This window comes from Streptomyces sp. NBC_01689 (assembly GCF_036250675.1).
Taxonomy (GTDB): Bacteria; Actinomycetota; Actinomycetes; order Streptomycetales; family Streptomycetaceae; genus Streptomyces.
Genome location: NZ_CP109592.1, coordinates 1,382,609 through 1,394,996, shown reverse-complemented (window position 1 = coordinate 1,394,996; position 12,388 = coordinate 1,382,609). Strand labels below are relative to the sequence as shown.

The following is a 12,388-nucleotide window of genomic DNA, read 5'->3' as shown; positions in this document are numbered from 1 at the left end:
CGGGCAGGGCACGGGGCCCGTGGCCGGGAGAGGGGGCGTCAGGCAGCCGGGGCGACGGGTGTCACGAGGGCCGGGGGCGGGCGTCACCGACGCCGGACGGCGGGCGTCACGAGGTCGGCGGGCAATTCTCACCGGGCCCCGGGGTCAGGAGGTCACGTCGGCTTCGAGATGCGCGGTGAGTTCCTCCACGACGGCGGGGATCTCGCGGCGGAACGCTGCGAGATCGAGTCCCTCGTCGGCCACGACGACGAGCAGCGCGCGACTGCCGACCGCCGTGACGATGACGTGCCCGGTGCCGCAGCGGGCGCTCATCTCGCGCAGGGCGCCGGTGCCGCCCTGTTCGGCGAGACGGTGTCCCAGCGAGAGGGCCGCCGCGGCGACGGCCGCCATCGACTCCGGGTGCGTCTTCTCGGCGTCGGCCGCGACGAGCAGTCCGTCCGCCGTCGCCAGGACGCTCTCGGTGACGCCCATCACGGTGTCCCGCAGGGCGGCCAGGACGCCGTGGACCGGGTCTGCTGTGGCTTCACTCATGGCTTGACCTGTTTCCTTCTGCATGGAGGACCCGTCGCCCGCCCTCATGTGGCCGAGGGCGGAGTGACGGTCGTACGAGGCGTGGCTCAGTGTGCTGCCGACGGAGGTTCCGACGACGGTTGGAGGGAGTTGCCGCCGGGGACACGCCGGGGAAGCGCGCCCGTCGCGGGAGTCTCCGGGAAGGGCGTGCGCGCGGGCAGCGAACGCGGCGCGGTGCTGGGGCGCCTGGGGACGGGCACGCGGATCTCCCGCTCGACGAGCCCGTCGTCCTCCAGTCGCCTCAGGTCGAGCAGGACGGGATACAGGCCGCGGCCGAGCGCGAACGCGATGTCGCGGGAGGTGCGCCGCCCGTCCGCCGCGTCCAGGACCGCCCGCACGCGCGCCGGGAGACGGCGCGGAACGACCGTGCCCTCCGTACCGTGCTCGGCGGCCGAGGTGCGGCGGACCCGGGAGCGCGCCCGTTCACCGGCCGAACCCCGCGCGTCGGAGAGCACGGCGAGACGGTTCGAGGACTCGCGTATCAGCCGCTCGGGCCGGACGGTCCGTCCGGACCGGACGACGGGCGTGGCCTCCGCCACCTCCCAACTTCCCGGCGTGGTGAGGGAGAGGGCGAAGGCCCCGTCGAACACCGCCGCGGTGCAGACGACTTCGAACTCTCCCGCGCCGACGAGTCCGCGACCGGCCAGTTCCGCGGCCGTCCGCTCGTGGTGGGGGTCGGCCGCGCAGACGGCGGCCCACGCCTCCTCCGTGACACGGCCGGAGCGCAGGAGCAGGCCCTCCACCGTGGGCGCACCCGGCGTCTCCACGGCGACCACCAGGCCGTCACGCAGATGGATCGCCCCACCGGGCGAACCCGCGACCAGGACGGTGCAGTTACGTTTCTGCTCCCCCAGGGAGTTCAGCAGGGACGAGACGTTGCGGGGAGCGGCCGACTGTCCGGTGTGCAGATCGGTCATGTCAGAAGAGCGTCGGCGCGCTGGGTCAGGTCCTGCAGCGCCCAGGCCACACTCGTACGGGAGCGGTCGACCGTCGCCGTCAGCAGCAGGGGGTCGCCCTGCCGCCCGAGACGCAGGACCACTTGGTGTTCCCGTTGCGTGGACACGATCACGCTCTCCACTTCACCTTCGAAACCCGCCCTGTTGAGACGGTCGCCGGCCAGAACGGCGAGGTCGTGCGAGTCCTCGCCCGTGTGCGTGTCACCGGCCGCCGCGTAGACGAGACCCGTCACCGCGTCCACGAGTGCGGCACCCGTGACGCCGGGCGCCGCGAGGAGACCGCTGAGTCCTTCTTCGAGCGTCGGCATCGGCTCCCCCCTTCACTGATCGCTCCATGCGCAGTACTTTAAGGGATAACTAGCGCACCAGTGAACGAATGTGACGTTCCTTGGCCTCTTGCGCAACTCCCCCAGATCGACGTCTTCGACGGTTCTGACACCCCGAAGGCCAGGAAACGAGGGCAACCAGGTGAACATCGAGACCACTCTCAAGGAAGCCATGGCCATCGACGGGGCTCTCGGAGTCGCACTGGTGGACTACGACAGCGGTATGGCCCTCGGAGTGCTCGGCGGCGGCCCCGGTCTCGACCTGGAGCTCGCCGCCGCGGGCAACACCGAGGTCGTCCGGGCGAAGCAGCGCACCCTCGCCTCCCTGAACATGACGGACTCGATCGAGGACATCCTGATCACCCTCGGTGAGCAGTACCATCTCATCAGGCCGCTGACCAGCGCGAACGGCACCCTCTTCCTGTATCTGGCGCTCGACAGGGGCCGCAGCAACCTGGCCCTGGCCCGACACAACCTCAAGCGACTGGAAGCGGACCTCGACGTCTGATCCCACGCCCCCCTTCCTCATCTCGCGCCTGCCCACGGAACGTCGGCAGGCCCCACACCCGGCCCGGACCCCCGCCGCAGGACCGGCGGGCGGTCCCGCGGGGCGACCAATCCGTACGGCGCGCGGCGACGGATGACGTGGGGGCGGCGGGACACGGCGTCCCCACGACCGAGCCGGGCCCGAGGAAGAGGTGCGATGGACAGCCGTACGCGCAGGACTCCCCAGACCACGCCGGGTCACCGGCCGGCCGGAGACCGACCGGCCCTGGTGCCGCTGAGGCCCCGGGGGCCGGCGAGCGCGGCCGTGCTCTTCCTGCACGGAGGCAGGGCCGACGGCCTGGAGCCTTCACGGCCCTGGCACGTCGCGGCACTGCGCATGCGGCCGGTCGCCCGAGCCGTCGCCGCGGCGGTGCCGGACGGAGGGGTCTTCCTCGGCAAGGTCCGCTACCGGCACCGGGGATGGAACGGTTCCCGGGCCGATCCGGTCCAGGACGCCCGGCGGGCTCTCGCGGAACTCACCCGGCTGATCGGCGAGGTGCCCGTGATCCTCGTCGGGCACTCGATGGGAGGCCGCACGGCGCTGCGCGTCGCCGACGCACCACAGGTCGGGGGAGTGGTGGCGCTCGCCCCGTGGTGCCCGGACAGCGAACCCGTGACCCAACTGCGGGACCGCCGTGTGCTCGTGCTCCACGGCGACCGGGACCGGATCACCGACCCCCGGGCCTCCGTCGCGTTCGTCGACCGTGCGCGGGAGGCCGGTGCGCACGCCGGGGTCCTGCTGGTGAAGACCGGCGGCCACGCCATGCTCCGCCGGGCCGGCACCTGGCATCGGTCCACTGCCGTGGCGGTCGCGGAACTCCTGACGTCCGGCGCCCCGACGGGACCGCCCGGCGGCCTGCTCGCCACGGCTCTGGCGACGCGCGGGGCCGGCGTGCTGTGACGTTCGCGGGGGATCGGGCCACCCGGGTGCGTGAACTATGACGAAGGACGAGCGTCCGCGGGGGCAACGACCCGCATGCCCCCGGCCCGGCGTCAGCGCCTCGTTCGGTCCGTATCCGTGCACGGCCACGAAAGCAGCGGCCTCACCACGCGCAGGGTTCGAGGCCTGCTGGAGTCCCACGGACGAACCGAACGGGCGAGCGGCCGGTCCCACCGGCCTCACGTCGGGCGGGCTCTGTTCATTCGTGTGCAGGGAGGATCTCGGCAAGGTAGCGGGAGGTGAGGTGACCCGCAGCGAACATCCCGGAGGACGCTTTTATCCTGCCCGCCCCTGGCGACGGGATGAATGGGAGGGGGCGTGGACTCTGCCCGCCCCTGGTCGGGCCTGCCAGCTCTGTGGTGGGGAGCGACCCGGCCATGGACGGAGTCTCACTGCCGGGTATCGAGTCTGCCATGGCTCTTTCCTGAGGTGACATGTGTCCTGCTGCTGTTTTCTCTCGTGCGCCGGCGGGCCTGTCGGATCGGGCCTCTACCGCTGTGCCGCCCATGACCGGTGCCGACGGCGCCGCGTGGTACAGCATGGCGGCGATTTGAGCCCGTCAGGGGCGTTACCGCATGGAGCGCCGCAGGGCGATCACCCGAGAGGGCAGACGACATGAGTCCGGCTAGTATGCAGCATCCTGGCAGCCGTTCAATCTGCAACCTAGCTCAAGTCCCTTGTAACGTAGCCAAATTGACGTGCGGTTCCTTTCGCGACGCTGTCTCGGCGTCGAGGCTGGGTCGGGGACCTTGCGGTGGACGTCGTTGACGCCGACGTGGTGGCGTCCGGCAACCGCACTGCGGCCACGATCTCGCGACACGCTGGCGGCGGTCGGACTGCGAAAGGACAGAACCCGGCACGCCGGACTCGGTGGACCAGGAGTGGTGCGTGCTCCACGGTTTGGTGGAGGACGACACCCGGGCAAGAAGACACACTCAAGGTAGTGACAGGGCGGCATGACATCGTTCCGCCACGGCCCGTGCGGAAGAGAGCACACCGTGGAACAGCAACTCGCCCCCGGAGCAATCGTGTTCGATCAGCCGCGGGTCACCGTCGGGTGCGGGCGTCGGCGGCCGCCAGCAGTTCGTGGGCGGCCGCGTTGACCGGCTCGGGAGAGCCCTGGTAGTCGAAGCGGAACAGCACGGTCCCGCTGGTCTCCGCCCAGGTGCGGGCCTGCGAGGTGTAGCCGGCGAGGGAGAAGAAGACACCGGTCTTGCCCTCGTGGACACAGACGCCGTGAAGCTGTTGCACGACGGGTCTGCCCGTGGGCCTGGCCTCCATCTTGACCTGTGCCACGGCGCGCGAGCTGGTCACGTCGATGCCGCCGTCCGCGCCGACCGGGGTGGCCACCGCGTCCTCGAAGCCGAGGTAGCGCATCCACTCCACGGCCACCAGCTCGGCGTCCCGGGCCTCGCGGATCAGACGCCCCGGCGGCCGCGCCGCCGACACCGCCTTCCTGGAGCGGGAGGAGGAACGCGAGGAGGCGGCGAGCGCACGGGCGGCCACAGCCACCTCCAGACCGTTGTGGTCCTTGAAGAAGAACAGACGCGGGCCGGAGGCGAGGTACCCGTACCCGCCGGGTCCGAGGCGCGGCTCCTCGTCCCGGTAGGCGACGCCGCCCTCCTTCACCACGAGCGCGCGGTCGGTGAGGATCGCCAGCAGCGGGACACCGCGAGCAGTGGAGCCCTCCGCGACGACCAGCGCGAGGATCCGCTCGTCGGCGGCGACGTGAGCACGGGCCAGCTTGGTGAACCGCACGGACAGGGCCTGCGGGTCCGCGTGGCCGAGCCGCACCATGCACGCCGCGATCGCGTCCTCGGTCGTCGAACCCAGCGCGGGCAGCTCTTCGAGAAGCCTCCGCGCCTCCTGCCCGACGTCCCGCGCGACAGGCTCCACCACGGGGTCGGGCGTGGTTTCGGACTCCCGCTGGACGGCCTCGATCGCGCGCCGGTCGGCGACGGCCACCCGGGCGGCGGGAGTGCTGGCCCTGACGGCGTAGACGGCCACCGCGACGAGCAGACACAGCCAGAACACCGGCCAGGAACTGAAGGTGACGCCCGCCACCGCACCCACGGCCAGCGCCGCACAGCCGAACGCGCCCGGCTTCAGCTCACTGCGCTCCTCGGGCAGACACCGACCGCCACCCGCCCGCTCGTGCTGGGCCAGACCCTGCCGCGTCGCCGATACCTGCTGCCCGCACAGCGGACAGGCCAGCCTGGCCATCCGTCCCCCCGATGACATGGTGCCCGTAACCCGTCTTCTCCCCGGTCCGGAGGCTAACAGCGGACAGCACACCGAAAAAGCCGAGATGAGCGAACCGACAGCAAGACGACACCGGGCCGGGGTTCATGCCCCGTCGCGGACACGGGGCCTGTACAGAGCCCCGGGAGCGGCCAGGTACGTTCGCCGCATCACCCGATCCGGTGTTCAGCGAAGTGGGGAGTTCCAGGAAGCGCCGGGCGTGCTGTCGACTGGGGCCGGCCCCTTGTGGAGTGCGCGAGACGAAACCTCCGGCAGGTTCCGCGTGCCGTGCTGACTCGTGAGGAATCGTCCAGAGCGCTGGTCAGGCTTCAGTACGGCCGATCGGCCGTGCCCAGGGCAACGAGGTCGGTGCTGTCCAGAACCTCCGCGAGCGTCCGCGGTGCGCCGCGCATGTGGCAGTAGTCCCACTGTGCGCGGCGGATCACCTGGTCCGGGTGGTTGAGAGCAGCCAGCACGTCCCAGTGCAGCGCTTGGGCCCAGACGTACCCCGGCTCGCCGTCGACGTCCATGTCTTCCGCGTCGATCGGGGTGTCCGCGAGCGCGGAGGCCAAGCGGTGGCTGTCCACCGGCCCGGTGGCGAAGTCCAGGAAGGCAGTGGGATCCGCGCCCACGGGTGCCCGGTTGGGGTTCTCCTCGTCACGGTCCGGCCAGGAGTCGTACCGGTGAGCGCGGACTCCGTCCCGCCAGACCTCCAACTCCAGTCGGTCGCCGTCGTACTGGAAGGCAGCCAGCGCCGGCACGCCCAACTCGGCACTGACCGGCCCGGCGAGCGCGAAGGCACCATTGCCGTCGACGAACCGGTCCGGATGGGCGAGGCAGAATCCCGGCCCGGCAGGGGTGGCATAGCCGGCCTTGCAGACCTTGCGCAGGACGGCGGCCGCCTGTCCGAGCGGCACGGGAATCAAGATTGTGCCGTACGTGGTCACGGCCTCACCTCCTGGGACGCAGTGACCGTATGAGGCGGCCACGCCGCACGGCAAACGAAATTCGCCCACTTCAGTAGTGCGCCTCACGCCCGTCCGACGGCCTTTCCAGGCGGGGAGATCCATCGCGCCGGTCGGGGGATCCTCGTTCAGGAAGTGGCCGCCTTCAAGGCTCTGTCCGCAGTTTCGTGGCGGCGAAGAGCCGACACATACCCCACGCTGGGCAGGCTTTGTCGGACCGGTTGGGAGGCATGGGGAGAGCCCCGCAGCTTTCTCCGCACAGGTACGTACCGCGACGGCGGCAGCAGCGAAGACTGGTAGGAGCGATCCCACCATGCACGGGAGCGGCCGGGCCCCCGAGAGGGGCTGCTCCCCGCCTCCGCGAGGATGACACCACGGAGGCGATGAAACCGACGCAAGCCGGATCTGCCCCACGCGTCCGCAGAGACAGTCCCGACGTGCTCCGCGGGGGCCGCGGTCGCGCTGGCCCGTAGTGCTTCGTAATTCTGCGGGCCGGCCGGACCGGATGGGGGCGGCGTACGGTCCCTGGCGCCTCGGGCACGGCCGCAACGTGGTCTGACGTTGCCTCTGGGGAGCCGGACACTGTGGTGAACGGGCTTTGCCGGTCGCCATCGGGTCCCACTGCCGCACCGGGGCCTACTGCGCCAGAGGCGTCGGCATCGAACCGCCTCGGCCGGCTGGCGGGGGTGAAGTCCAGAGGTGGCCGACGATCTTCCCGCAGGTGCGCCTGAGCCTGCGGCGCCCGCAGGGAGCGCCATGTTCCACGTGCTCCCACTCCGCTCCCAAAGGTGTGCGGCGTCGTGCATCCCGGCGGCGCGACCGAGGTGGCCGCGCGTGTGGGTGGCACCCACCGGCGGTTATCGCCCCCTATGCCCTGTGTTCAACCCATCGTGGAGTTTGGGCGGTTATCGCTTTTGCTGGCTGTTCGCCGCCGTGACCGTAGCCAACCGAGAGGCTCCGCTTCGCCGGAGCTCACGGAACGAGAGGACATGCGTATGCGAGGCAAGCAGGCGATCGGCGCGGGCGCTCTGGCACTGGCCCTGGTGTCGGGACTCGGCTGGGCCGCCCAGGCGACCACCAGCGAAACCGCCACCGGTCAGGCCGTTGCGGCCCAGGCGCCGGCACGGGCCGCGGCCGTGGACGGCTATCAGATCGTCCAGCTCCCCAACGCCGGCGTGCCCAACTTCCAGCGCCGCACGGTGTACTGCCCGGCGGGCAAGAAGGTCATCGGGGGCGGCGCCGAGGCCCAGGGCAACGGGGCGGTCCTGGTCGGCAGCTTCCCCACCCCGGACGGCACCGGCTGGATCGCGCTGGGCCGCCAGGACGGCTACTCCACCGTCGGCATCAGCGTGTACGCCATCTGCGCCACACCCTGACCGGCCAACAGGCCCTGACCCGGGGGTGCTTCCTGTCGGCCGGCAGGAAGCGCCCCCGCGTCCTGACGATCCGCCGTCCTCGTCGGCTGCCGGCCGCAGTGCACGGCCCGGACACCGGCGCCCTCGTGACAAGACGGTCCCGCCCGCTCCGGACCTGGTGATGCGTGACTCAACGGCGGACACGCTCAACACCGGGGGGTGCCGCAGCATCACGTACGCCACCGTCGGACCGGACTGGCTGCATCCCGCCACGATCATCGACATCCGCCCGTGGCGCGTGATCGGCCCCCGTGATCGTGATCCTCGCGCTGCGGACCGCGACCCCGAGCCCTTCGAGCGGCGCGACGCGCTCGATCTCGCGCGACGTGATCTTCGGCACTCGGGCTACCGCCGCAGCGTCCGTCGGCGCCTGGGCGTGCCGCTCACCGGCTGGAGGGGCGAACTGTGCTCGGTGCGCTCTTCAGCTGCCTTCCCGGCCCTCAAGTAGCCCGGAAATCGGCTGATTTGAGCTAGTATGCAGGGCCAATAATGTATGGAGTACGTCCACTTCCAGTGGAGTTCGCCCCGGTCAAACGGGGCACGATCGGCGCATTGGTGACCCTTCGGCGGTCGCGCCGAAGCGGTGATTCCGTGTACCGGAAGGGCGCCCTTGGGACGACAGCGAGGTGACGCTCCGTCAGGTCTGTGATCTTCGCGTGATCGGTACTGCATCGACTTGTAACCAGCGTTCGTGTGTGACTACCTTCACCCATCAGCACGGCACCTGCGCACTCACTCGGCAGGAGCCGCGGTGCTCCCTGCTGTCGCTCGAAAGGCTCCTGAATGCTCTCCGGGAACGGCCGTCACCGTCGCCCTCGCCAGGCTCCGGCTCTCATCGTCGCCGCAGGAGTGACCGGATCGGCGATCGTCATCCCGCTGCTCGCCGCCGCAAGCGCGAACGCGGCCGACGGGACCACCTGGGACCGGGTGGCACAGTGCGAGAGCGGTGGCGCCTGGAGCGCCAACGAAGGCAATGGGTACTACGGCGGCCTCCAGCTCGACCAGGACAACTGGGAGGCGCACGGCGGCCTTGAATACGCTCCGACGGCCGACCAGGCCAGCCGCTCGCAGCAAATAGCCGTCGCCGAGAAGGTGCTCGCCGACAAGGGCCTCGCGGCCTGGCCGGCGTGCGGGCCGCTCTCGGGGCTCACCAAGGACTCCGGCGGGGTCAGTGTCGATACGGGCCTGGCCGGCGACTCGTCGAGCGCCGGCGGCGACTCCGATCCGTACATCCCGTCCGGCCTGGCGACCTCGCCCAGCGCATCTCCTGATTCGTCCGGCTCGAGCGACTCGTCCGACGCAGCCGGGAGTTCCGGCACGTCCAGCGGTTCGCAGGGCTCCGACGGCTCGGGCACAGCGACCGACAACGAGTCACCCAAGTCGGGTCAGGAGAAGGCCACTTCGACGCCCTCCGAATCGCCGAGTTCTGGGGTCGGGCGACACCGCGGTGGGAGCGTGGTGGAGGGTACGGCCGACAGTCGGACCGGCAACTCCACCGGGCGTCATGCCGCGAGCCCCGAGGCTGACGCCTCCGACGACCAGTACGTCGCACAGGTCAGAGGGAACGATGCCTTTGGCTTCGGAAGTGGATGGGGTGACCTGCCCCAGGTGGACACGGGCTCGGTCGACACTGGTTTCGGCCTCCTCATTCCGGGTCGGAGTATCGCAGACACGGCCGAAATGGCCCAACAGTAGGAGAAGTTCGGTTCGTCACCGCGCCCGCAGGACACCGTCACTGTCGGGCAGGACCGCGGTGAACAGAGGGAGACGTTCGCCAAGAGCCAGGGACAAGGCTATGCGGCACGGACGCCGGCTACTCGATGGCAGGGCCGGCCGGGGCGGGCGAGAGCCGGTACGCGCCCTCGTGAGCGACGCCTGGCCGGCTGTGGGCAGTGCGAAGTGGGTACCCAGGACGAGGGAATCTGTGTCAGCGAGTGAGCCGAGCAGAGTTCGGCGTCAGACTTCCGACTGGCGAGGGTCGATGCAGGTGTCGGAGCCGGGTAGGCGAACTGAGCGGGACGGTGGACGCAGTCGCCGTTGATCACCAGGTCGGCCGACTCTGGGGAGAAGCCGGCGGCAGTATGGTCCCGGTGGTGAACACGCCGGGCGCGAAGGGTCTCTGGAGTGGGCGAGGGCCGATACGCCCGCCTCCTGTCAGGATGGAAGGGCGGTCGGTGAAGGTTTCACCGGGGGTGGCCGCACGCACCGCCGTCACCCCGTCTCGTCGATGCGGTGCACGACGACGTTCCGGAGGGCCCGAGATGCTGGATCATGGCCGGCAGTCGGGGGGCAGGGCTTTCGAGAATGCACTGCCGCCGTGCGTCGTCAGGGCGCGAGCTGGGTGTCGAGCCAGTCGAAGGTGCGCTGGTGGAAGAGGGAAATGGCGCCTTCGTGGCAGTGTTCGCCTGCGCCTTCGTCCTCGCGGAAGAGGATCAGTTCCTTCTGGCAGGTCATCTCGTCGAACAGGCGCTGTGGCTGGCCCTTGAAGAACTGGTCATTCTCAGCGTCGAGGACGAGGGTCGGGCAGGTGATCCGGTCGGCGATGCCGGCCATGGTGTAACCCTCGACGGCCTCGACCATCTCCTCGAGGCCGGAGAAGCCCAGGGTCCACTCGCCATTGCGCACCACCCAGCGCACCTGGGTGTCCCGCGCCATCATCTCTTCGATGCCGCCGGGCGTCTCAGCGGCGCGGTCGGCCAGCTCCGCGACGACTTCGTGGAAGTCGTAGACACCGTCGTGCAGCACACACGCCGCGATGCGGTGTTCGAAGGCGGCCGCTCTGGCGGCCAGGTACCCCCCGAGACTCGTGCCGATCAGAACGAGCTTATTGGCGTCGAGTTCGGACACGGTGAGCGCGAAGTCGACGGCCGGGGTGACCACGGCTTCCCAGTCGGGCCGGAAGTGCAGGCCTTGCTCCCGGACATTGCTGCCCTGGCCGGGTCCGTCGAAGGTGAGGACGTTGTAACCCCGCCGCAGGGCGCCTGCGGCCAGGGCCAGGTAGTTCTCCTCCAGGGTGGAGTCGTACCCGCCGTGGTGGACCACGGTCGGACGGGAGGCACCTGAGTCGTCGACGAAGAACAGGTAGCCGGGCAGCGTGGTGTCCTCGTACGGAATGCGCACGGCGCGGGCCGGGGTGTCGAGCAAGGCGGCCGCATCGGCGAACGCCTGCTGCGAGGCCTTGGCCAGCCGCGCGGACTCGGTGTCGGCGGCAGGGTTCTCGCGGCGGTAGAAGTCGGCACACCGGTAGTAGTTGGATGCGCGCAGCAGCGCCTCGCGCGCGCTGATCCTGTGGCCTGCGGTCAGCGCGTCCCGGCCGATGTGCTCGACGCGCGAGGCGGTCGCACTCCATCTGGCCGACCAGGCTTCCTCGTCGCCCTCGGGGATCTCCCGGCAGGTGACCAGGACCTCGCCCAGGTCGGCGCCGCCGTAGGCGGCATAGCCCGCAGCCCGCAGGGCCTCGAAGGAGAAGGACTCGTCGTCGTAGAGAAACTTCATCACGGCTCCCTTCGATGTTTGGAACGGAACGAGACCGTTCCGTTCCAATATAACATGCGGAACGGTACCGTTCCGTTCGATATGCTCGGGGGCATGACAGGGCAGCAGAAGAAGGGCCGGGCGGCGACCGGTGGGGCGGTCCTGCGGGAGCGGGTGACCGAGGCGATCACGGAGGCGGCCTTCGCCGAACTCGCGGAGGCCGGTTACGCACGGTTGTCGATGGAGGCGGTGGCCCGGCGTGCCGGGGTGGGCAAGGCCGCGCTCTACCGGCGCTGGGCCTCCAAGCCGGAGATGATCATGGATCTGGTCCGCGGCAGAGTCGCCGACTCGCTACCCTGCATACCGGCCACCGGTGACCTGCACGCCGATCTGCGTGCGCTCCTCGCCTCCTACCGCAGCCAGCTGGCCAACCCACTGCTCGCCCTGATCGGGGCTGAACTGCTTGCGGAGTCCCGCCGGGACAGCACCCTCGCACAGATGCTGCACACGGAAGTGGCCGCGCCACGGCGGCTCGCGGCACTTGCGATTCTGCAGGTCGCGATCGATCAGGGCGAACTACCTCCCACGTTGGACGTGGAACTCGCCACCGATCTCCTTATCGCGCCGCTCGCCTTCCGCATGGTGATCCTGGACGAGCACGGTGACAACGACTACCTGGAGACACTGACCACCGCGACACTCGCGGCACTGAAGGCGGCCGTCCGACGGCCCTGATCACGGGGAGGGTGGGCGACGGGCCCGCAAGCGGCGTTTACGAGCGGAATTGACCGTCACCGGACTCAGCGCCGGGCCGCGGCGCAGCACGGGCAACCGCCCGGGACAAACGCCAGTCAAGGAGCCTCGTGGTGCCCGTACCAAGGGCCGGGGGACCTGGACGCCGGAAGCCGCTGGGACATGGCCGGCCGCCAAGCCCATCGAGGCTAGGGTTTCCGCG

General features: G+C 70.3%; 12 protein-coding genes. 6 read left to right on the top strand and 6 right to left on the bottom strand.

Annotation, left to right across the window (positions count from 1 at the left end; genetic code table 11):
* Window positions 1-144 precede the first annotated feature (144 nt).
* The 3 genes from OG776_RS05915 to OG776_RS05905 form a co-directional block, all read right to left on the bottom strand.
* Window positions 145-531 (bottom strand): roadblock/LC7 domain-containing protein, encoded by a 387-nt coding sequence (locus tag OG776_RS05915; RefSeq protein WP_329319349.1) that lies wholly within the window; start codon window positions 529-531, stop codon window positions 145-147.
* 86 nt (window positions 532-617) lie between these two features.
* Window positions 618-1,487, bottom strand: coding sequence for a hypothetical protein (locus OG776_RS05910; RefSeq protein WP_148014525.1), 870 nt, complete (start codon window positions 1,485-1,487; stop codon window positions 618-620).
* The gene (locus OG776_RS05905) at window positions 1,484-1,834 is read right to left on the bottom strand and encodes a hypothetical protein (RefSeq protein ID WP_148014524.1); all 351 of its coding nucleotides are present in this window, start codon (window positions 1,832-1,834) and stop codon (window positions 1,484-1,486) included. Before OG776_RS05905 ends, OG776_RS05910 begins: the two co-directional genes overlap by 4 nt.
* Window positions 1,835-1,994: 160 nt before the next feature.
* Here OG776_RS05905 and OG776_RS05900 point away from each other — a divergent pair, with 160 nt between their 5' ends.
* Together OG776_RS05900 and OG776_RS05895 are read left to right on the top strand one after the other, a co-directional pair.
* The gene (locus OG776_RS05900; protein WP_148014523.1) at window positions 1,995-2,360 is read left to right on the top strand and encodes a hypothetical protein; all 366 of its coding nucleotides are present in this window, start codon (window positions 1,995-1,997) and stop codon (window positions 2,358-2,360) included.
* A gap of 195 nt (window positions 2,361-2,555) precedes the next feature.
* A complete protein-coding gene (locus OG776_RS05895) occupies window positions 2,556-3,299 on the top strand; it encodes an alpha/beta hydrolase (RefSeq protein ID WP_148014522.1) in 744 nt (247 codons plus the stop codon).
* Window positions 3,300-4,385: 1,086 nt separating this feature from the next.
* On the opposite strand, the gene OG776_RS05890 is transcribed toward OG776_RS05895, so the two are convergent.
* Window positions 4,386-5,561 (bottom strand): restriction endonuclease, encoded by a 1,176-nt coding sequence (locus OG776_RS05890; protein ID WP_329319345.1) that lies wholly within the window; start codon window positions 5,559-5,561, stop codon window positions 4,386-4,388.
* A gap of 347 nt (window positions 5,562-5,908) precedes the next feature.
* Window positions 5,909-6,496: a hypothetical protein gene (locus OG776_RS05885; protein ID WP_148014521.1), complete on the bottom strand. Its 588-nt coding sequence runs from the start codon at window positions 6,494-6,496 to the stop codon at window positions 5,909-5,911.
* Between the two features lie 1,043 nt (window positions 6,497-7,539).
* Between OG776_RS05885 and OG776_RS05880 the strand changes: the two genes are divergently transcribed.
* The 3 genes from OG776_RS05880 to OG776_RS05870 all read left to right on the top strand — a co-directional run bounded on the left by OG776_RS05880 (window position 7,540) and on the right by OG776_RS05870 (window position 9,654).
* Window positions 7,540-7,920 (top strand): hypothetical protein, encoded by a 381-nt coding sequence (locus OG776_RS05880; protein ID WP_148014520.1) that lies wholly within the window; start codon window positions 7,540-7,542, stop codon window positions 7,918-7,920.
* 160 nt (window positions 7,921-8,080) lie between these two features.
* Window positions 8,081-8,407 carry a hypothetical protein gene (locus OG776_RS05875; RefSeq protein WP_148014519.1) on the top strand — a complete coding sequence of 109 codons (327 nt, stop codon included), beginning with the start codon at window positions 8,081-8,083 and terminating at the stop codon, window positions 8,405-8,407.
* 401 nt (window positions 8,408-8,808) lie between these two features.
* Window positions 8,809-9,654 carry a transglycosylase family protein gene (locus OG776_RS05870; RefSeq protein ID WP_315986964.1) on the top strand — a complete coding sequence of 282 codons (846 nt, stop codon included), beginning with the start codon at window positions 8,809-8,811 and terminating at the stop codon, window positions 9,652-9,654.
* A gap of 630 nt (window positions 9,655-10,284) precedes the next feature.
* Here the strand turns inward: OG776_RS05870 and OG776_RS05865 are convergent.
* Complete coding sequence (locus OG776_RS05865) at window positions 10,285-11,454, bottom strand: alpha/beta hydrolase family protein (protein ID WP_148014517.1); 1,170 nt, start codon at window positions 11,452-11,454, stop codon at window positions 10,285-10,287.
* Between the two features lie 93 nt (window positions 11,455-11,547).
* Here OG776_RS05865 and OG776_RS05860 point away from each other — a divergent pair, with 93 nt between their 5' ends.
* On the top strand, window positions 11,548-12,168 hold the full coding sequence (locus OG776_RS05860) for a TetR/AcrR family transcriptional regulator (RefSeq protein WP_148014516.1): 621 nt from the start codon (window positions 11,548-11,550) through the stop codon (window positions 12,166-12,168).
* The last annotated feature ends 220 nt before the right edge of the window (window positions 12,169-12,388 follow it).

What these genes read in the sequence shown, in the direction of transcription:
- OG776_RS05880 (WP_148014520.1), top strand. Translation starts at nt 7,540, where the DNA reads ATGCGAGGCAAGCAGGCGATCGGCGCGGGCGCTCTGGCACTGGCCCTG.
- OG776_RS05905 (WP_148014524.1), bottom strand. Translation starts at nt 1,834, where the DNA reads ATGCCGACGCTCGAAGAAGGACTCAGCGGTCTCCTCGCGGCGCCCGGC.
- OG776_RS05865 (WP_148014517.1), bottom strand. Translation starts at nt 11,454, where the DNA reads ATGAAGTTTCTCTACGACGACGAGTCCTTCTCCTTCGAGGCCCTGCGG.
- OG776_RS05895 (WP_148014522.1), top strand. Translation starts at nt 2,556, where the DNA reads ATGGACAGCCGTACGCGCAGGACTCCCCAGACCACGCCGGGTCACCGG.
- OG776_RS05915 (WP_329319349.1), bottom strand. Translation starts at nt 531, where the DNA reads ATGAGTGAAGCCACAGCAGACCCGGTCCACGGCGTCCTGGCCGCCCTG.
- OG776_RS05890 (WP_329319345.1), bottom strand. Translation starts at nt 5,561, where the DNA reads ATGGCCAGGCTGGCCTGTCCGCTGTGCGGGCAGCAGGTATCGGCGACG.
- OG776_RS05860 (WP_148014516.1), top strand. Translation starts at nt 11,548, where the DNA reads ATGACAGGGCAGCAGAAGAAGGGCCGGGCGGCGACCGGTGGGGCGGTC.
- OG776_RS05910 (WP_148014525.1), bottom strand. Translation starts at nt 1,487, where the DNA reads ATGACCGATCTGCACACCGGACAGTCGGCCGCTCCCCGCAACGTCTCG.
- OG776_RS05875 (WP_148014519.1), top strand. Translation starts at nt 8,081, where the DNA reads ATGCGTGACTCAACGGCGGACACGCTCAACACCGGGGGGTGCCGCAGC.